The sequence below is a fragment of the Streptomyces fagopyri genome, from assembly GCF_009498275.1.
Lineage (GTDB): Bacteria > Actinomycetota > Actinomycetes > Streptomycetales > Streptomycetaceae > Streptomyces > Streptomyces fagopyri.
The window spans coordinates 3,378,859-3,398,353 of record NZ_CP045643.1 but is presented as its reverse complement, the minus strand read 5'-3'; the positions used below and the strand labels follow the sequence as shown (position 1 = coordinate 3,398,353).

General features: G+C 71.6%; 13 protein-coding genes. 8 read left to right on the top strand and 5 right to left on the bottom strand.

Features of this window, described 5'->3' with window-relative positions; all coding sequences use genetic code 11:
- The 4 genes from GFH48_RS14415 to GFH48_RS14400 all read right to left on the bottom strand — a co-directional run bounded on the left by GFH48_RS14415 (nt 1) and on the right by GFH48_RS14400 (nt 6,777).
- Complete coding sequence (locus GFH48_RS14415; RefSeq protein WP_153288657.1) at nt 1-3,825, bottom strand: multifunctional oxoglutarate decarboxylase/oxoglutarate dehydrogenase thiamine pyrophosphate-binding subunit/dihydrolipoyllysine-residue succinyltransferase subunit; 3,825 nt, start codon at nt 3,823-3,825, stop codon at nt 1-3.
- Nucleotides 3,826-4,107: 282 nt separating this feature from the next.
- Nucleotides 4,108-5,208 carry a HAMP domain-containing sensor histidine kinase gene (locus GFH48_RS14410; RefSeq protein ID WP_153288656.1) on the bottom strand — a complete coding sequence of 367 codons (1,101 nt, stop codon included), beginning with the start codon at nt 5,206-5,208 and terminating at the stop codon, nt 4,108-4,110.
- Between the two features lie 40 nt (nt 5,209-5,248).
- Nucleotides 5,249-5,986: a response regulator transcription factor gene (locus GFH48_RS14405; RefSeq protein WP_153288655.1), complete on the bottom strand. Its 738-nt coding sequence runs from the start codon at nt 5,984-5,986 to the stop codon at nt 5,249-5,251.
- A 113-nt stretch (nt 5,987-6,099) separates the two neighbouring features.
- On the bottom strand, nt 6,100-6,777 hold the full coding sequence (locus GFH48_RS14400) for a spermidine synthase family protein (protein ID WP_153288654.1): 678 nt from the start codon (nt 6,775-6,777) through the stop codon (nt 6,100-6,102).
- Nucleotides 6,778-7,100: 323 nt separating this feature from the next.
- Here GFH48_RS14400 and GFH48_RS14395 point away from each other — a divergent pair, with 323 nt between their 5' ends.
- From GFH48_RS14395 to GFH48_RS14385, 3 genes are all read left to right on the top strand, one after another.
- A complete protein-coding gene (locus tag GFH48_RS14395; protein WP_228120576.1) occupies nt 7,101-7,967 on the top strand; it encodes a rhomboid-like protein in 867 nt (288 codons plus the stop codon).
- 588 nt (nt 7,968-8,555) lie between these two features.
- Entirely contained in the window at nt 8,556-10,979 is a 2,424-nt protein-coding gene (gene lon, locus GFH48_RS14390; RefSeq protein ID WP_153288653.1) for an endopeptidase La, read from the top strand.
- A 303-nt stretch (nt 10,980-11,282) separates the two neighbouring features.
- The gene (locus GFH48_RS14385) at nt 11,283-11,774 is read left to right on the top strand and encodes a MarR family winged helix-turn-helix transcriptional regulator (protein WP_153288652.1); all 492 of its coding nucleotides are present in this window, start codon (nt 11,283-11,285) and stop codon (nt 11,772-11,774) included.
- Between the two features lie 637 nt (nt 11,775-12,411).
- Here the strand turns inward: GFH48_RS14385 and GFH48_RS14380 are convergent.
- Complete coding sequence (locus GFH48_RS14380) at nt 12,412-13,200, bottom strand: protein phosphatase 2C domain-containing protein (protein ID WP_153288651.1); 789 nt, start codon at nt 13,198-13,200, stop codon at nt 12,412-12,414.
- Between the two features lie 395 nt (nt 13,201-13,595).
- Here GFH48_RS14380 and GFH48_RS14375 point away from each other — a divergent pair, with 395 nt between their 5' ends.
- Genes GFH48_RS14375 through GFH48_RS14355 form a run of 5 tightly spaced genes read left to right on the top strand, consistent with a single transcriptional unit; the run spans nt 13,596 to nt 19,426 of the window.
- Entirely contained in the window at nt 13,596-16,583 is a 2,988-nt protein-coding gene (locus GFH48_RS14375; protein ID WP_153288650.1) for a sensor histidine kinase, read from the top strand.
- Nucleotides 16,580-17,083: a roadblock/LC7 domain-containing protein gene (locus tag GFH48_RS14370; RefSeq protein ID WP_153288649.1), complete on the top strand. Its 504-nt coding sequence runs from the start codon at nt 16,580-16,582 to the stop codon at nt 17,081-17,083. Before GFH48_RS14375 ends, GFH48_RS14370 begins: the two co-directional genes overlap by 4 nt.
- Nucleotides 17,080-17,487: a DUF742 domain-containing protein gene (locus tag GFH48_RS14365; RefSeq protein WP_153288648.1), complete on the top strand. Its 408-nt coding sequence runs from the start codon at nt 17,080-17,082 to the stop codon at nt 17,485-17,487. The genes GFH48_RS14370 and GFH48_RS14365 overlap by 4 nt, the downstream gene beginning before the upstream one ends.
- A complete protein-coding gene (locus GFH48_RS14360; protein ID WP_407698631.1) occupies nt 17,468-18,148 on the top strand; it encodes a GTP-binding protein in 681 nt (226 codons plus the stop codon). The genes GFH48_RS14365 and GFH48_RS14360 overlap by 20 nt, the downstream gene beginning before the upstream one ends.
- A 24-nt stretch (nt 18,149-18,172) precedes the next feature.
- Complete coding sequence (locus GFH48_RS14355; protein WP_153288647.1) at nt 18,173-19,426, top strand: styrene monooxygenase/indole monooxygenase family protein; 1,254 nt, start codon at nt 18,173-18,175, stop codon at nt 19,424-19,426.
- Nucleotides 19,427-19,495: the final 69 nt, after the last annotated feature.

The window sequence follows — 19,495 nt, the reverse complement described above, 5'->3', positions numbered from 1 at the left end:
CTAGGCCTCGAACACCTCGCGCACGAGCTGCTCCTGCTCGGCCTGGTGACGCTTGGCCGAACCCACGGCCGGCGACGACGACGCCGGGCGCGAGATACGGCGCAGGCGCTCACCGTGCGGGACGTCGGCGCCGACGGCGAGGTCCAGGTGGTCGATCAGGTTGAGGGCGATGAAGGGCCACGCGCCCTGGTTCGCCGCCTCCTCCTGGGCCCACAGGTACTTCTCGGCGTTCGGGTACTTGGCGATCTCCGCCTGGAGCTCGGCACCCGCGAGGGGGTACAGGCGCTCGATGCGGATGATGGCCGTGTCCGTGGTGCCGCGCTTCTGCCGCTCGGCCTCGAGGTCGTAGTACAGCTTGCCGGCGCAGAAGACGACCTTGCGGACCGCCGCGGCGTCGACCGAGTCGTCGCCGATGACGGGGCGGAAGGCGCCCGTGGTGAACTCCTCCGCCTTCGACGCGGCGGCCTTGAGACGCAGCATCGACTTCGGGGTGAAGACCACCAGCGGCTTGTGGTGCGGGTTGTGCACCTGCCACCGCAGGAGGTGGAAGTAGTTCGACGGGAGCGTCGGCTGGGCGACCGTCATGTTGTTCTGGGCGCACAGCTGGAGGAAGCGCTCGATGCGGGCCGACGAGTGGTCCGGGCCCTGGCCCTCCATGCCGTGCGGAAGCAGGAGCGTGACGCCGGACGTCTGGCCCCACTTCTGCTCCGCCGAGGAGATCAGCTCGTCCACGACCGTCTGCGCGCCGTTGACGAAGTCGCCGAACTGCGCCTCCCACATCACGAGGGCGTCCGGGCGGGCCAGCGAGTAGCCGTACTCGAAGCCCATGACCGCGTACTCGGACAGCAGCGAGTCGTAGACGTTGTAGCGGGCCTGGTCGTCGGAGAGGTACTGGAGCGGGGTGAAGTCCTCGCCCGTGACCCGGTCGATCAGGACGGCGTGGCGCTGGCCGAAGGTGCCGCGACGGGAGTCCTGACCCGACAGCCGGACCGGGGTGCCCTCCAGGAGGAGGGACCCGATGGCGAGGGTCTCGCCCATGCCCCAGTCGATCGTGCCGTCCTCGATCATCGCCGCGCGGCGCTGCAGCTGCGGCAGCAGACGCGGGTGCACGGTGACGTTGTCGGGGATGTTGACCTGGGACTCGGCGATCCGCTTGACGACCTCCTGGGAGACCGCGGTCTGCACGGCGACGGGGAACTGCGCCTGCGGGTCCGAGATCTGCACCTCCGCCCCCTGCGAGACGGCTTCGCGGACCTCGGTGAAGACCTTCTCCAGCTGGCCCTGGAAGTCCTGCAGCGCCTGCTCGGCCTCTTCGAGGGTGATGTCGCCGCGGCCGATCAGGGACTCGGTGTAGAGCTTGCGCACCGAGCGCTTCTTGTCGATCAGGTCGTACATCAGCGGCTGCGTGAACGCCGGGTTGTCGGACTCGTTGTGCCCGCGGCGGCGGTAGCAGATGAGGTCGATGACGACGTCCTTGTTGAACGCCTGGCGGAACTCGAAAGCCAGACGGGCGACGCGGACGACGGCCTCGGGGTCGTCACCGTTCACGTGGAAGATCGGCGCCTCGATCATGCGGGCCACGTCGGTGGCGTACATGGAGGAGCGCGACGACTCCGGGGCGGCGGTGAAGCCGACCTGGTTGTTGATGACGATGTGCACCGTGCCGCCGGTGCGGTAGCCGCGCAGCTGCGACATGTTGAGCGTCTCGGCGACGACACCCTGGCCCGCGAAGGCCGCGTCACCGTGCAGGGCGACCGGCAGGACGGTGAAGTCCGTGCCGCCCTTGTTGATGATGTCCTGCTTGGCGCGGGCGATGCCCTCGATGACCGGGTCGACCGTCTCCAGGTGGGAGGGGTTCGCGGCCAGCGAGACCTTGATCTGCTCGCCGTCCAGGCCGGTGAAGGTGCCCTGGGCGCCCAGGTGGTACTTCACGTCGCCGGAGCCGTGCATCGACTTCGGGTCGAGGTTGCCCTCGAACTCGCGGAAGATCTGCGCGTACGACTTGCCGACGATGTTGGCGAGGACGTTCAGACGGCCGCGGTGGGCCATGCCGATGACGACCTCGTCCAGGCGGGACTCCGCGGCGCTGTCGATGACGGCGTCCAGGAGCGGGATGACGGACTCGCCGCCCTCCAGGGAGAAGCGCTTCTGGCCGACGTACTTCGTCTGCAGGAAGGTCTCGAAGGCCTCCGCCGCGTTCAGCCGGCGCAGGATGCGCAGCTGCTCCTCGCGCTCCGGCTTGGAGTGCGGACGCTCGACGCGGTCCTGGATCCACTTGCGCTGCTTCGGGTCCTGGATGTGCATGAACTCGATGCCGGTGGTGCGGCAGTACGAGTCGCGCAGCACGCCGAGGATGTCGCGCAGCTTCATCATCGACTTGCCGGAGAAGCCGCCGACCGCGAACTCGCGCTCCAGGTCCCACAGGGTGAGGCCGTGCTCGGTGATGTCGAGGTCGGGGTGCTTGCGCTGGCGGTACTCCAGCGGGTCGGTGTCGGCCATGACGTGGCCGCGGACCCGGTAGGAGTGGATCAGCTCGAAGACGCGGGCGGCCTTGGTGACGTCGTCGTCGTGGCTGGCGTCGATGTCCTTGAGCCAGCGGACCGGCTCGTAGGGGATGCGCAGCGCCTCGAAGATCTCGTCGAAGAAGCCGTTCTCGCCGAGGAGGAGGTTGGCGACGATCCGGAGGAACTCGCCGGAGGCGGCGCCCTGGATCACCCGGTGGTCGTAGGTCGACGTGAGCGTCATGACCTTCGAGATGCCGAGCTTGTTCAGGGTGTCCTGGGAGGTGCCCTGGAACTCCGCCGGGTAGTCCATGGAGCCGACGCCCATGATGACCGACTGGCCGGGCATCAGGCGGGGGACCGAGTGGACGGTGCCGAGGCCGCCGGGGTTGGTCAGCGAGACCGTGACGCCGGTGAAGTCGTCCATCGTCAGCTTGCCGTCGCGGGCGCGGCGGACGATGTCCTCGTAGGCCTGCCAGAACTCGAAGAAGTTCAGCGTCTCGGCCTTCTTGATGCCGGCGACGACGAGCTGGCGGTCACCGTTCGGCTTCACCAGGTCGATGGCGAGACCGAAGTTGACGTGCTCGGGCTTGACCAGGGTCGGCTTGCCGTCCTTCTCCGCGAAGGAGTGGTTCATGGTCGGCATGGCCTTGATGGCCTGCACCATCGCGTAGCCGATGAGGTGGGTGAAGGAGATCTTCCCGCCCCGGGCGCGCTTCAGGTGGTTGTTGATGACGATGCGGTTGTCGAAGAGCAGCTTCACCGGAACCGCGCGCACGGACGTGGCCGTGGGCACCTCGATCGAGGCGTTCATGTTCTTCGCGACCGCGGCGGCGGGGCCGCGCAGCGTCACGAACTCGGGACCGCCGGGGGTCTCGGTCGCGGGCGCGGCCTTCGGCTTCGCGGCGGCCGGCGCGGCCTTCACGGGGGCCGGGGCAGCGACGGCGGGCTTCGGCGCCACGGGCGCGGCGGCCGGGGCGGGCACCGGGGCCGCAGGAGCCGCCGGAGCGGCCTGGGCCGGGGCCTGGGTCGCCGCGGGCACGGCAGGGGCTGCCGGAGCGGCAGGCGCGGACGCAGCCGCCGTGGTGGTGGTCCCTGCGGCCCCCGCGGCCGCAGTACCCGCCGGAGCCGAGGAGGCCGGGGCCCCTGGCTTGTAGTCGGCGAAGAAGTCCCACCAGGCTCGGTCTACCGAATTCGGGTCCTGGAGGTACTGCTGATAGATCTCGTCGACGAGCCACTCATTGGGACCGAACGCAGCGGCGGGGTTCTTCCCGGCTTGGTCTTCGGTCGAAGTGCTCGAGTTACTGGGGGACTGTGGCGACACGGCGGCAACCGCCCTCTTCCGCTTCACAAGGTGATGGACAGCGGGAATAAAGGCTACGCCTCCCTGGCCGGGAAGGTCAGGCCGGGCCCGTCCAACGTCGCGCAAGTCACATCGGAAAGCGTGTTTCAGTGCGGGAAATGGCGGGAAACAAGCGGGGTTCCGAACCGGAATGGGTACGTCGATCCGGGGTCGCGGCACGACTCACGCGGCCCTCTGCCTGATCACACGTGTCCACGAGCGACGGACGCGGATGGATCTTGTGGCTCCGGTTCGAACTTTACGTCAACTTGGCAGAGATGGAAGGCCCGGAAGGGTGACCTGGATCCGGCAGCCCCGCTGGGATTCGGCCACGCCGATCCGCCCGCCGTGCAGATCGACCGCCCAGCGGGCGATGGCGAGCCCCAGCCCGGTACCGCCGTCGCTGCCGGGTCCGTGCGGCGCCGGCACCCCGCCGCGGTTGAACCGCTCGAAGACGCGGTGCCACTCCGACTGCGGAATGCCGGGGCCCTCGTCCAGGACCTCCAGGGCCAGCGACTCGGGGAGGTCGCCCCGGCGGGCCTTCACGGTGACCCGGCCGTGCGGCGGGCTGTGCTTGACCGCGTTGTCGATGAGATTGGCGACGACCTGGTGGATCCGCTCCGGGTCGGCGTGCGCGGTCAGCTCCGGAGGGGAGACGTCGAGGTGCAGGTGGACGTCGGTGCGGGTGTGGCCGCCGGAGCCCGAGGCGAGGCCGCCGCGCGCGGAGGCGACCATGTTGGCCTCCTTCAGGACGCCCGACAGATAGGGCCACACCTCGAAACGGCGCCGGCGCAGCGGTACGACGCCGTTGTCGAGCCGGGAGAGGTCCAGCAGCGTCTCGACCAGCCGCCCCAGCCGCTCGGTCTGCTTCAGGGCCGTACGCATCGTCTCGGGATCGGCGGCGGAGACGCCGTCCACGACGTTCTCCAGGACCGCGCGCAGCGCCGCGATGGGGGTGCGCAGCTCGTGCGAGACATTCGCCACGAGTTCCTTGCGCTGGCGGTCCTGGGCCTCCAGCTCGTCGGCCATGAGGTTGATCGTCTGGGCCAGGTCGCCCAGCTCGTCCCGGCGGCTGTCGCTGACCCGGCGTGTGTAGTCGCCGTGCGAGATGGACCGGGCGACCGTGTTCATCTCGTCCAGCGGCGAGGTGAGCGAATGCGCCACGAACTGGGTGATCAGGAGGGTGGCGATCATCGAGAAGACGGTGATGAAGCGCAGCTCCGTCTCGGTGCGCACCGCGATCATCAGCAGACCGGTGGTGATGAAGACCGAGACCACGACGAGCGTGCCCAGCTTCGTCTTGATCGAGAAGGGGCGCACGGAGCCCCAGGGCCCGGCGTTCCCGCGCTCTCCCGATCCGCTCATGAGATCAGCCCCCTCAGGCAGGTCCTCGCGCGGGCCCCGTTCAGGGAGTCGGGGTCTCCAGCGCATAGCCCACACCGTGCACGGTGCGGATGCGCTCGGCGCCGATCTTCCGGCGCAGCGCCTTGATGTGGCTGTCCACGGTCCGGGTTCCCGAAGCGTCCGCCCAGTCCCAGACCTCGGCCAGCAACTGCTCGCGGGAGAGTACCGCGCGCGGCGTGTTGGCGAGGCAGACCAGCAGGTCGAACTCGGTGGGGGTGAGGTGCACGTCGTCCGCGCGCACCCGCACACGGCGCTGCGCGTGGTCGATCTCCAGCTCGCCGAGGCGCAGGATGCCGCTGCGCGGCGTCGAGGCCGCGACCACGGCCCGCTCGACCCGGCGCAGCAGGACGTGCACGCGCGCGGCCAGCTCGCGCATCGAGAACGGCTTCGTCATGTAGTCGTCGGCGCCCACGCCGAGCCCGACCAGCATGTCGGTCTCGTCGTCGCGGGCGGTGAGCATCATCACCGGTACCGGGCGCTGGGCCTGGACCCGCCGGCACACTTCCAGGCCGTCGAAGCCGGGCAGCATGATGTCGAGGATCAGCAGGTCCGGCTGCCAGGCCTCCGCCGTGTCGACGGCGGCCGGTCCGTCGCCCGCGGTTTGCACGAGGAACCCCTCGGCTCGCAGCCGGGCCGCGATGGCGTCGACGATCGTCGGGTCGTCCTCGACCACCAGCACCCGGCGCTGAGCGCCCGGCGTCGCCGCCGTGCCGTTGTGGGATGTGTGGGTCTGCTCCATCGCCCGCCCCTGAGGTGTGCGTTCCGGAATCCGTGGGGTGATCCCATGACTGCGCTTGACGCTTGAATGATCCGCGCCAGGGGAGCAGCGTAAGGGCAGTCGCCCGCGCTCGGCTATCCAGGCCCTGTCGCGAGGTGGACGACGTCCGGAACGCCCCGGGCAACCGGGATCTCTTCGGTACGCACCCGGCGGAATCCGGCATTCCGCAAGCTTCCTTCAAATTCCGGAGAGGGCTGGGCCGACCATACGGCGAGCACTCCGCCGGGTCTCAACACCCTTGCGCAGTCCGCGAGTCCGGCCGGTCCGTACAGGCTGTCGTTGTCCTCGGTGACGGTCCAGCCGGGGCCGTTGTCGATGTCCAGGCAGAGCGCGTCGTACGTGGCGGATGTCTCACGGAGGTGCGCGGACAGGTCGGCCTCGACGATCTCGGTGCGCGGATCGGCGAACGCCCGTGCGCAGAGCCCGGTCAGCGGACCGTCATGGTGCCAGTCGACGACGGCCCGCTCGCGTTCGACGACGGTGATGCGTCCCCAGCGCCGGTCCGCCGCCGCGTGGGCGAGGGAGAACCCGACGCCGAGCCCGCCGATCAGTACGTCCGGCTCCGGGCGCCCGTCGAGGGCGTCGTACGCGGCGTCGACGAGCAGCCGCTCCGAGCGGCCGTCCGAGGTGTCCATCAGGAAGCACCCGTTGGCGATGATCTGCAGCAGCGCGCCGTGGCGTCGTAACACGACCTCGCCGTACGGGCCTTCCCTGCGGTCGATGATGTAGGGGATCTCGTACGGAGTCGTCATGGCTCTCATCCTGGCAGTTCCACCCGGATGCGCGGCGGGACCGGTCACCGGGTGCGTGGTCCGCGCGTACGCCTCGGGTGTCCGGCGTCCGGGACGCGCCTCGCGGGGCGCGCACGGCGAGGCGAGGCTGTCCTTAATACATACGGAGATACGGCGTCGTCGGCGTCCTGTCGCCGCCTCGGCCGCTCGTGCCCGCCGCGTGACGGCGCGGACGCCGTTCCCGGCTGTCGGGTCGCTGTGAATACCTCCGTGGGTGGCGTCGGTCATAGACAGTGACGCACGGGACACCCAAGGGTGGGCGGGGACGGAAGGAGCCCTCCACCTTGGACCGGAGCACGACCGCGGCGGCCACGGCCTCCCCGTCCGACACCACGCCCGGAAGCCCGGAAGCGGGCACGTCCGTGCTGGACGGTATGCCGCGACAGCGCCGCGACGCGGTCGCGGCGCCCCCCGCGTCCCGCCCTCCCGCCTCTCGCTCCCGGGCTCTCGCCCGGACGCGCGCGCTGCGGCCCTGGCGACTGCTCCCCACTCCGGCCGGCACACCCTTCACCTTCGGGTACGCGGCCGTTCTCGCCGTCGTCTCGCTGACCTCCGGCCACGCGGCCCCCTCCCTCGTCCACGCCCTGCAGCAGAGCTCCAGCACGGACGTCGCGCACCTCGTCCGCCATCCGGTCCTGGTGCTGCTGGCCAGCGCGCTGTGGATCGCGGGCGGCATCACGTCGATGTACGCGGCCGGGTTCGTGCTCGTACTGACCGCGCTGGAACGCCGTACGGGCGGACTGCGGGCGGCCGGCGTCTTCCTGCTCGGGCACGTCGTGGCCACGCTGGCCACCGAGGTGCCCGTGGGTCTGTCGGTGGTGGCGGGACACCTTCCCGGCAGTTCCCTGCACCGTCTCGACTTCGGCATCAGCTTCGGTGTCGCCGCGAGCGTCGGCGCCCTCGCCGGGCTGCTGACGCCATGGCTGCGCTGGCCGGTGCTGATCGGCTTCGCGGCGGTGCTGGTCGGCGACCTGATCGCGTTCAGGGACCCGATGACCGACTGGGGGCACCTGCTGTCCCTGGCGGTCGGGGTCTCGGCCTGGCCGCTGGTACGGCGCCGTCACCGGGCCGGCGCGGGCGGGGGCGGGGCCGGCCGATCGGGCGACCCCGCCGTCCGGGCCGCCCAGGCCCCGGACACCGTCGCCGCCTGAGGGCTGTCCCGTGATCCCCGGTGGATCAGCGCGCGGCGTCGGATGCGGTGCATCGCAAGGCGGAGGGTCGTCCTCACAGGGGGCGTATTCGGGCGATCCGACAACGCGGCGAGGTGCCGTAGCTGTCGTCGTGCGCCCGCCGGGGATTGCGGGACAGCCCTGAGGACCTTCCGCCCTGGGTGCTGGGCCCGGGTCCCCTGTGCCGAGCCCCACGGCCGGGGCGTCACGGCGTGGGCCCCGGCGAAGGACTCCACCGGAGTGACTCCCGCGTCGGAACCACGAGGTGGACTCACCGCGGGAACACGGCGCGTCGTGGGCGGGTTCTTGCGGTAGAGCTTGGCCGGGTGCGCGTCCTCGTGGACGTCCGCGGACGCCACCGCACCACCACGCCACCGGACCACCAGGCCTCTGCGTCGCCGCGCCGCTGCGTCTCCGCGCCTCGAAGAGTGTGCTGACCTGCGTAGACGCTCGTCTTCCCGGCGGGTGGCCGGGTGATCGCCCAGAGCGAACAGCCCCGGGGGAACATTCCGGGACTCACGTGCATTGAGTCGGTGTAGCTCAACTTGATTGACTGCCGGAGGGAAGATCATGGCTTCGACGTCCACCACGCTCACTCTGCCCGTGCTGCCGCTAGACGACGAGGTCGTGCTGCCCGGGATGGTGGTTCCCCTGGACCTGAACGACGCCGATGTGCGTGCCGCGGTGGAGGCGGCCCAGGCCGCCGCGCGGTCGGAGCCCGGCAAGCCCCGGGTCCTGCTGGTGCCGCGCATCGACGGGGCGTACCCGGGCACCGGTGTGCTCGGCACCGTCGAGCAGGTCGGCCGGCTGGCCGACGGCGACCCGGGCGCGCTGATCCGCGGACGCGGGCGCGTGAAGATCGGCGCCGGCACGACCGGTCCCGGCGCGGCACTGTGGGTCGAGGGCACCCAGGTCGACGAGACCGTGCCCGACCCGTTGCCCGGCCACGTCACCGAACTGGTCAAGGAGTACAAGGCCCTCGCCACCAGCTGGCTGCGCAAGCGCGCCGCCTGGCAGGTCGTGGACCGCGTACAGGCCATCGACGACGTGTCCGCGCTGGCCGACAACTCCGGTTACTCCCCGTTCCTGAGCACCGAGCAGAAGGTCACGCTGCTGGAGACCGCCGACCCGGTCGCCCGGCTGAAGCTCGCCACCGAGCAGCTGCGTGAGCACCTCGCCGAGCAGGACGTCGCCGAGTCCATCGCCAAGGACGTCCAGGAGGGCGTCGACAAGCAGCAGCGCGAGTTCCTGCTGCGGCGCCAGCTGGAGGCCGTCCGCAAGGAGCTGCGCGAGCTGAACGGCGACGCCAAGGAGGGCGAGGAGTCCGACGACTACCGCGCCCGCGTCGAGGCCGCCGACCTTCCCGAGAACGTCCGCGAGGCCGCGCTCAAGGAGGTCGACAAGCTGGAGCGGTCCAGTGACCAGTCGCCGGAGGGTTCCTGGATCCGGACCTGGCTCGACACGGTGCTGGAACTGCCGTGGAACGAGCGGACCGACGACACCGGCGCGTACGACATCCAGGGCGCCAAGGCCGTCCTGGACGCCGAGCACGCCGGACTCGACGACGTGAAGGAACGCATCACCGAGTACCTCGCGGTGCGCAAGCGCCGCTCCGAGCGCGGGCTCGGCGTGGTCGGCGGGCGGCGCGGCGGTGCCGTGCTCGCGCTCGTGGGGCCGCCCGGTGTCGGCAAGACCTCGCTCGGCGAGTCCGTCGCGCACGCGATGGGCCGGAAGTTCGTCCGGGTCGCCCTCGGCGGCGTCCGGGACGAGGCGGAGATCCGCGGCCACCGGCGTACGTACGTCGGCGCGCTGCCCGGCCGTATCGTCCGCGCCATCAAGGAGGCCGGGTCCATGAACCCGGTGGTCCTGCTGGACGAGATCGACAAGGTGGGCTCCGACTTCCGGGGCGACCCGGCGGCGGCCCTGCTCGAGGTCCTCGACCCCGCGCAGAACCACACCTTCCGGGACCACTACCTGGAGGTCGAACTCGACCTCAGCGACGTGGTGTTCCTGGCGACGGCCAACGTGCTGGAAGCCATCCCGGAGGCACTGCTCGACCGCATGGAACTGGTCAGGCTCGACGGGTACACCGAGGACGAGAAGGTCGTCATCGCCCGTGACCACCTGCTGCCGCGCCAGCTGGAGCGGGCGGGTCTGGCGAAGGACGAGGTCACGCTCGACGAGAGCGCGCTGCGCAAGCTCGCCGGGGAGTACACCCGGGAGGCGGGCGTCCGCAATCTGGAGCGGGCCGTCGCCCGGCTGCTCCGCAAGATCGCCGCGCAGCACGAACTGGGCGCGCGGGAGCTGCCGTTCACGGTGACCGACGCCGATCTGCGCGGGCTCCTCGGGCGGCCGCACCATGTGCCCGAGTCCGCCCAGGACCCGGCCGAGCGCCGTACCGCGGTGCCCGGTGTCGCCACCGGTCTGGCCGTCACGGGCGCGGGCGGTGACGTCCTCTACGTGGAGGCGTCGCTCGCCGACCCGGAGACGGGCGCGGCCGGTCTGACCCTGACCGGTCAGCTGGGTGACGTGATGAAGGAGTCGGCGCAGATCGCGCTGAGCTTCCTGCGGTCGCACGGAGCCGAGCTGGAACTGCCGGTCGGCGACCTCAAGGACCGGGGCGTGCACATCCACTTCCCGGCGGGTGCCGTTCCCAAGGACGGTCCGAGCGCGGGCGTCACCATGACGACGGCCCTCGCGTCGCTGCTCAGCGGGCGGCCGGTCCGTACGGACGTGGCGATGACCGGCGAGGTCTCGCTGACCGGGCGGGTGCTGCCGATCGGCGGCGTCAAGCAGAAGCTGCTGGCCGCCCACCGGGCCGGGGTGACGACGGTCGTGATCCCGAAGCGCAACGAGCCGGACCTGGACGACGTCCCCGCGGAGGTCCTGGAGAAGCTCGACGTCCACGCCGTCACGGACGTCCGGCAGGTGCTGGAGCTGGCGCTGACCCCGGCGACCAGCGGCGCGACCCCGGAGGTGACGGTGGCGGCGTGACGGACGCCGCCGGTACGTCCGGACGGGGAAGGCCCGGGCCCGTGAGGGAGCCCGGGCCTTCCCCTGTCCGGCCACTCACCCGTCGGTGGGCGGCCACGGCCCGCGCCGTGGCGGGCGACCCCCAGGTGATGGCGTGCCCATGCCAGTATTTGTCCGTCCGGGGCGCGGGGGACGGGGAAGGCCGCGGTGAGGGGGCCCGGAGGCTGCCGTTGGCCTATGCCTGCGAAATACTGGCGGAGCTGCGGCGACGGCGACTTTTGGCAGAAACTTTCAGGATCGGGAAACCGGGTCAGGGGTGCTGACGTGCACGAGGACGCAAACGGCGACGGACGTCGTGTCGACTCCGAAGCGCCGGAAAATGGTGTGGACCAGGAATTCCCGGCGCTGGAGCGGGAGTTGACTGTTTTCCTGCGACGCGCACGGGCCAATTCCGGTGAGATGGCTCGCGAGGTCCACCCGGACCTGGAGTCCTCGGCGTACGGACTCCTCTTCCGTCTGGAGGAGTGCGGCCGGCAGCGCGCCACGGAACTGGCCGCCTACATCGGCGTCGGCAAGGCCACGATGTCCCGGCAGCTGCGCGCCCTGGAAGAACTCGGCCTCGTCGCGCGCGAGCCCGACCCGGCCGACGGCCGGGCCTGGCTCGTCCACCTCACCGAGGGGGGCCGGGACCGTTTCCGCCGGGTCCGGGAGGCCCGCCGGGCACGGTACGTCCGCGAGCTCGCCGGCTGGGACCCGCACGAGGTCGCCGAACTCGCCCGTCTGCTGCACCAGCTGAACCAGGGCATGGAGAAGTAACCCCCCGCCGGTCGCTCCGTGAGCGGACCGGCGTCCCTCGGATGCCGCACCGGGCTGCGCCACGGACGCCGAGCCGCGCTGCGATTACCGGCTCGGGTCGCGCTGCGATTACCGGCTCGGGCCGCGCTTCGGTTGCGGCGCCGGGCCGCGGGCGTCGTGCGGCCCTGAGCCGCGTGTGCCGTGCCGCCCCGAGCAACGGGCGCCGAGCCGCGCCGCGGGTGCTGCCCCGGTGGGCGCCGCCCTGTTCCGCGGGCGGATCGCCTCCTGGTGGGCGGCCCGACAGGTCACGGGTGGACAACCGCGGAAGGGCGGTCCGTCGTCTCACGGGTGGGCCACCGCCCCTGGGGCGGCCCCTGCCTCGACGGTGGCCCGCACCCCTTGGACGACCGGTCGTCCCCCGGGTGCCCGGTCGTGCCGTGGCGGGTGGCCCGGCCGCCGTCGGTGGCACGTCCCTGGGCGGCTGCCGTCCGTGAGCGGCTGCCGTCCGTGGCCGGCCCGCCGCTCCGGGCCTGACCGGCGCACGGTTCGCGCGCCGGCGCTCACGGCGGACGCCCGCCGTGGTCCCTCGCGGCCCGCTTCGGCGCGCCCCCGCACGGAGGCGGCGCCCGGCGGATCGACCGCCGGAGGCGGCCCGCGTTCAGTACTCCACGAACACCACCGTCGCGTCGTCGTGCGTCTTGCTCCGTCGCAGGCGCACGCGGCTCTCCGCGTCGTCGCGCTCCAGCGTCCGTACGCGGTCGACGAGGGCCTGCGCGCCCTCCTTGCGGACGAGCGTGAACAGGTCGCCCCAGCCGCCCTCCTCGAACTTCTCGACCCACCGGGTCGCGCCGTCCGTGAGCGCGGCCAGCGCGCGCACCTCCGCACGCGGCAGCACGCCCGTCACGGCCCGCGCCGCCACCGACGGATCCGCAGCCGCCGTGAAGAAGCCCCCCTCCTTGTTGCGGACCGTCGCGTCGGCGATCGCGTCCGTGGCGAGCCAGGCGCGCGGGACGAGGTCGAGGCGGTTGTCCAGGACCGGTGTCACCTCCCCGGTGGGGGACTCCACCAGCAGGGCCGAGTCCGACAGGACCAGGTATTCGACCAGTTCGGCGGACCACCGTGCGACCACGACGGTTGCCTGCGGCGTACGCGGGTGAGAAAGGTCACAAGAGGCGGCGTGAACCTCCGCGGTGCGCCGGATCGCCACGGAAAGGATCTCCGCCAGGGGTAGATCCCGGCGGGTAACGGACAGTTCGGTCAGTGATCCGCCGAGCCGTGCCGAGAACCAGGCAACGGAATGGAGACATCCGACGTCACCCGGCGGAGGCGTCACGCCGTCGAGGAGGACCAGCGAACCCCCCTGTCCCGAGGCGGGAAGTCCGACCGATGCGAAGTCCTCATTGGGGCGACCCGGGTCGCCCGGTTCGGAAACGAGTTCGGTGCGCATCCAGCCAGTCTGCACGAGCTCTTCACAAGGTCCACGAAAGGCTGGCAACGGTCGCCGAACGGGTGCGGACCAGCAGCTCAGCCGCCTGGTTTGACATGGAATGATCGACTCCGGGAACGCGTGGCGGCGAATACTGCCAAAGCCCGCCGCCGACGTCCAACCGGCCCACCGCGCAAGGGGGTCGCACACGCCAGAGGAACTTGCCCGCCAACTCCCGTCCGGGGTTCACTCCTTCGGGTGGCGGGTCTGATGATGCGGGACCACTGCCCACCGGCACTGGGAGGGTCGGGAGCCGATGAGGGGCAACCCCTTCTCGCGCCGGTTCGAAGGCGCGCGGGGGACGGACACCCTCATCGACGGAGCGTCACCCGGGCCCTTGGGTACACGAGTCAGGAATGCGAGCACCGGTGCAGAAGATGCGGTCTCGGCGCACAGGCAGGCAGTCGGCCCCCGAGAGGGGCGCGGAACGTCCGCCGGGAGCCGCGGAGGACACCTCCGCGGGCAAGGGCCGCGCCGCTCACGTGCGCAATCGGCTGATCGTCGCCGTGGCGGTCGTCGCGGCCGCCATCGCCGGCGCCGGAGCCCCCACGGTCATGACGGCCTCCGGGCAACTCAACGACTCCCAGAACCTGGTGACGCTCGCGCAGCGGACCCAGCAGGCGCTCACGCTCGCCCACTCGCTGGCCGACGAGCGCGACGACGTCACCACGTACATCGCCGCGGGACGCCCCAAGTCCAAGGCGCCCTCGGAGCAGCGCAGCGCCCGGGTCGACCGGCAGGTCACGGAGCTGCGGGCGGACGAGGAAGCGCCCGCCGTGCTGCTGAACGACCTGGACGGCATCGGCGCGGTCCGCAGAGCGGCGCTCACCGGCAAGAGCGACGCTCTCGACACGCACGAGGCCTACTCCGCCGTCATCACCGAACTGCACGGCCTCGCCGAGGACCTGGCCGAGCGACTGCCGCCCCGGGCGGGGTCCGGCGCGCACTCGCTCGCCGAGCTCGACTCCGCCGTCCAGCAGTCCGCCGCCGCCCGCGGACTGCTCCTCGCGGCCCTCGGCATCCCGCGCACCACCCGGACGGTCGTCGACCCGCTCACCGGTCTGGCGACCACCACGAGCGGCTCGTCGGCCGCCGGCACCAAACAGCGCGACGCGCTCAGCGCCGCCGCCCAGCAGGCCGCACTGCGCTCGGACGCGGCCCTCGCGGACTTCCGTGCGACCGCGCCCAAGGCCGCCAGGGCCTCCTACGACTCGACGGTCACCGGACCCGACGTCACCACCGCCGACAAGTACCTCGCCGGCCTCACCGATCAGCCGACCTTCTCCGACGACGAGCTCGACACCAGCACGAAGAAGGCGGACGCCGCGCTCTCCGCCCGTGTCGAGCTGATGCGTGGCGCGGAGGCCTCCCTCTACGAGCACCGCACCAAGGACCTCGAACTGCTGCGGGACGACGACGTCACCGCGCTGGAGATCCGGATCGCCCTGATCGGCGCCCTGATGCTGGTCGCGGTCGGCGTCTCCATGGCGATGGCCCGCACCCTCACCCGCCCGCTGGCCGTGCTGCGGATCGGATCGGCCCGCCTCGCCGCCGACCCGGGGTCGGGAGAACCGGTCAAGTTCACCGGCCGCAACGACGAGTTCGCGCAGGTCGTCCGCTCCGTCAACGCGCTGCACACGCACGCCGCCGCGCTGCACGAGCGGCTCGCCACCCTCGAAGGGGACCGCAAGCACCTCGTCGGGCAGCGCCAGTCGATGGCCGACGAGCGCGACCGACTCCGGGCCGAACTGGCCCACGCCGCCGCCCACTTGGAGCAGGTGCGCGGCACCATCCACGGCACCTTCGTCAACCTCGCGCTGCGCACCCTCGGCCTGGTCGAGCGGCAACTCGGCGTCATCGAGGGCCTGGAGGAGCGCGAACAGGACCCGGAGCGGCTGGGCACGCTCTTCAAGCTGGACCACTTCGCCACCGTCATGCGGCGCCACAGCGAGAACCTGCTGGTACTCGCCGGGCACGAGCACGTCCAGCACCACGCGGGCCCGGTCCCGCTCGTCGACGTCGTGCGCGCCGCGGTCAGTGAGATCGAGCGGTACGAGCGGGTCCGGATCGCCGCGATGCCGCCGCACGCCCACCTGGCCGGCTTCGCCGCGGACGACCTCTCGCACCTGGTGGCCGAACTCCTGGAGAACGCCTCGTCGTTCTCGCCGCCGGACCTCCCCGTCGAGGTCTCGGGCTGGCTCCTGGAGAACGGCGAGGTGATGCTCTCCGTGCAGGACGAGGGCATCGGCATGGCGGCCGAGCGGATGACCCAGCTCAACGCCCGCCTGTCCGCGTTCGACCCGGACGACGCGTACGACCAGGAGAGCGGCGACGGACTCGGGCTCGGCCTGTACGTGGTGGCCCGGCTCGCCCACCGGCACGGCGTACGCGTGCAGCTGCGCGAGCAGAAGCAGGGCGGGACCGCCGCGGTGGTCGTCCTGCCGAAGACGCTGCTGTCCGCGTCCCCCGCCGGCACGGTCCCCTCGGCGACCCCGGTCCCCGGTGGCGCCCCGACGGTGACCCTTCCGGGGGCCGCCGCCGAGGTCAACTCCAACGTCCTGCGCGGACGTTCGGCCCTCAGGGCCGCCGCGCCCGCTGCCGCTGCCGCCGCCGCGGACGAGGACCCCTTGATAGCCGCGGCGGAAGAGGCCGTACGGGACGCCGGGGCGCAGGATTCGCCCGTACCCGGCCAGTCGGCCTCCGAGACCACGATGGAACTCATGGCGCCGGTGCCGCCCGCCGACGCGCCGCTGCCGCCGCCGCGCGGCCCGGTCACGCGGACGGACGGACCGATGACGCCGTCGGACGGACCGGGGGCGCCCGCGGAGGGTTCCGCGGCGACGCCCGCGGACGGTTTCGCGGCGGTGCCGGCGGAGGGTTCCGCGGCGACGCCCGCGGAGGGTCGCGCGACGACGCCCGCGGTGACGGCGGACGGACCCGGCGTGCCCGCCGCGGTCCCCGCCCCGCACACGGTGCCCTCCCCCAGGTCCGCCACCGGCCCCGATCCCTACGCCATAGGGCCCGACGCCCACGAGCGCGCGCCGGACGACGAACCGGAGCGGGTCACCGACAAGGGCCTGCCCAAGCGCACACCGAAGATCTCCGCACCCGCGCCTGCCCCCCGGGCGCGTGCAGGCGGGGTGGACGCCGAGGCGCTGCGGCGCAGGCTCGGCGGCTTCCACCGGGGTGCGACGGAGGGCCGCCGCGACGTCGAGGCGGAGATCGCCGACCAGACGGCACAGACACGCACCCCCGGCGCGCCGGACGGCCCGGCCACCGCACCGCACCGGGCACCGGACGCAGTAGACGCATCGGGGGGCACAGTCGAGGAGGCAAGCAGTTGACCGCGCCCAGTACCTTCGGCCTGAGCAGCGAAGCCCGTAATCTGCACTGGCTGCTGACCAACCTCGTCGAGGAGGTGCCCGGACTCCTGTCGGTCGCGGTCGTCTCCTCGGACGGTCTGCTGCTGCTCTCCTCCGACCCCGGCAGGAACGCGGAGGCCCGCACCGGGACGGAGCAGCGCCCCGCCGGCCCCAAGGGGTCCGCCGCGGACCTCGCCACCATCGTCTCCGGCATCGGCAGCCTGACCATCGGCGCCGCGAAGCTGATGGAGGCGGGCGGCGTCAAACAGACCATGGTCGCGATGGACGACGGCAGCCTGTTCGTGATGTCGATCAGCGACGGTTCGCTGCTCGGTGTGCACGGCGCCCCGGACTGTGACATGAGCGTGGTGGCGTACCACATGGCGCTCTTCGTCGGCCGCGCCGGCCATGTGCTGACCCCCGAACTCCGCAGTGAACTGCGCCAGTCACTAGAAGCCAAGCCGACGGGGAGTGCCCAGTGAGTTCTTCCTCCGCGCCCAAGCTCCCCATACGCGGCGGCGATCGCAAACCCGCCCGGGTCCGCCCCTACTCGCTCACCGGGGGCCGTACCCGCTTCGGGCACGTGCTGCTCGTCGAGACCTTCGTGGCGGCGCTCGAAGCCCCCGAGGAGCGCCGGGAACTGACCAACGGGTCGCTCGAGACCCGGGTGATGCCCGAGATGCGGGCCATCGTCGAACTCTGCCGCCGGATGCGCACGGTGGCCGAGATCGCCGCCCTCCTCAGGATGCCGCTGGGCGTGGTCCGCGTGCTCCTGAGCGACCTGGCGGACCAGGGAAAGATCCGTGTGTACGGAACAGGTCACGGCCCGGGACAGCCGGACCGCGCTCTGCTGGAAAGGGTGCTGAATGGACTCCGTCGTCTCTGAGGGCGCGCCGAGAAGCGCCCTCCCCGCCCCGGCACCGATACCGCCGGTCCCGGTGCCGCAGTCCGAGGCGGAGTCCGACGAGAACCTGCACGCCTGGCAGACGGACCGCAGCCGGGCCCCGATCGCCACCAAGATCGTGGTCGCGGGCGGTTTCGGCGTGGGCAAGACCACGCTGGTCACGGCGGTCTCCGAGATCACGCCCCTCCAGACGGAGGCGCTGATGACGCAGGCCAGCGAGGCCACCGACGACCTCAGCGCGACGCCGGAGAAACTGACCACCACCGTGGCCATGGACTTCGGCCGCATCACGCTCGACGACGACCTGGTGCTCTACCTCTTCGGCACGCCGGGGCAGCAGCGCTTCTGGTTCATGTGGGACGACCTGGTGCGCGGCGCGATCGGCGCGGTGGTCCTCGCCGACACCCGACGCCTCAAGGACTGCTTCCCGGCGCTCGACTACTTCGAGAGCTGCGGACTTCCGTACGTCGTCGCGGTCAACCACTTCGACGGCAGCGATCCGTTCGACGCCGCCGACGTGCGTGAGGCCCTCACGGTGCCGTCGCACATACCTGTCATGATCATGGATGCCAGGCGGCGGATCTCGGTCGTCGAGACGCTTCTCGCGCTGGTGGGGCACGCGCTCGACGTGAGCCCCGAATAAGACGTACGCAGAGTAAGGACGCCCATGCGGAAGATACTCGTCGTCGGAGCCGGTCAGTCCGGACTCCAGCTCGCCCTCGGCCTCCAGTCGAACGGGTACGAGGTCACCCTGATGTCGAACCGGACGGCGGACGAGATCCGCACCGGCCGGGTCATGTCGACGCAGTGCATGTTCCACACGGCACTCCAGCACGAGCGCGATCTCCAGCTGAACTTCTGGGAGTCCCAGGCCCCGAGGATCGAGGGACTCGGCGTGTCGGTGGCCGCCCCCGGCTCCTTCGACCCGGGCCCCTCGCAGCGCGCGATCGACTGGGTCGGCAGGCTCGACGGCTACGCCCAGTCGGTCGACCAGCGGGTGAAGATGGCCGGCTGGATGGAGACGTTCGCCCAGCGAGGCGGCCAGCTGGTCATACACGGAGCGGCCGTCTCCGACCTGGACTACTTCTCCCGTACGTACGACCTCGTGCTGGTCTCCGCGGGCAAGGGCGAACTGGTGTCCATGTTCGGCCGGGACGCCTCCCGTTCCCCGTACACGCAGCCGCAGCGGGCACTCGCCGTCGCCTATGTGCACGGTCTGGGTCCGCGTCCGGAGCACCCGGACTACGACGCCGTCCGCTGCAACCTGGTCCCGGGTGTCGGCGAGCTGTTCGTCATGCCGACGCTCACCACCTCCGGCCGCGCCGACATCCTCTTCTGGGAGGGCGTGCCCGGCGGCCCCGCCGACGTCTTCAACGGGATCAAGGACCCGGCGGAGCACCTCTCCCTGACGCTGGAGCTGATGGAGCGGTTCGTGCCGTGGGAGTACGCGCGCGCCACCAAGGTCGAACTGACCGACGCCAACGCGACGCTGTCCGGCCGTTACGCGCCCACCGTCCGCAACCCGGTCGGCCGTCTCCCCGGCGGCGGCCTGGTCCTGGGCGTCGCCGACGTGGTCGTGGCGAACGACCCGATCACCGGCCAGGGCTCCAACTCCGCCTCGAAGTGCGCGGCGGCGTACCTCGGCTCGATCCTGGAGCACGGCGACAAGGAGTTCGACGAGGCCTGGATGCGTTCCACCTTCGACCGCTACTGGGACACCGCCCAGCACGTGACGAAGTGGACGAACGCCATGCTGGGCGTCCCGCCGGAGCATGTTCTCCAGCTGATCGGCGCCGGCACCCAACTCGAGCCGGTGGCTCGCCGCTTCGCCAACGGGTTCGACGACCCCGCGGACTTCGAGAACTTCTTCTATGAGCCGGAGAAGACGGAGGCGTACCTCGCCTCGGTCGCGGGGGCCTGAACCCGCCCGGTCGCGGGGGCCTGAACCCCGCCTCGAAGTGGGGGTCTGAACCTCGCCCCGAAGGGGGAG

Excerpts from the sequence above, each read along its gene's own strand:
- GFH48_RS14410 (WP_153288656.1), bottom strand. The coding sequence starts at position 5,208 with ATGAGCGGATCGGGAGAGCGCGGGAACGCCGGGCCCTGGGGCTCCGTG.
- GFH48_RS14355 (WP_153288647.1), top strand. The coding sequence starts at position 18,173 with ATGCGGAAGATACTCGTCGTCGGAGCCGGTCAGTCCGGACTCCAGCTC.
- GFH48_RS14375 (WP_153288650.1), top strand. The coding sequence starts at position 13,596 with ATGCGAGCACCGGTGCAGAAGATGCGGTCTCGGCGCACAGGCAGGCAG.
- GFH48_RS14360 (WP_407698631.1), top strand. The coding sequence starts at position 17,468 with ATGGACTCCGTCGTCTCTGAGGGCGCGCCGAGAAGCGCCCTCCCCGCC.
- GFH48_RS14405 (WP_153288655.1), bottom strand. The coding sequence starts at position 5,986 with ATGGAGCAGACCCACACATCCCACAACGGCACGGCGGCGACGCCGGGC.
- lon (WP_153288653.1), top strand. The coding sequence starts at position 8,556 with ATGGCTTCGACGTCCACCACGCTCACTCTGCCCGTGCTGCCGCTAGAC.
- GFH48_RS14380 (WP_153288651.1), bottom strand. The coding sequence starts at position 13,200 with ATGCGCACCGAACTCGTTTCCGAACCGGGCGACCCGGGTCGCCCCAAT.
- GFH48_RS14400 (WP_153288654.1), bottom strand. The coding sequence starts at position 6,777 with ATGACGACTCCGTACGAGATCCCCTACATCATCGACCGCAGGGAAGGC.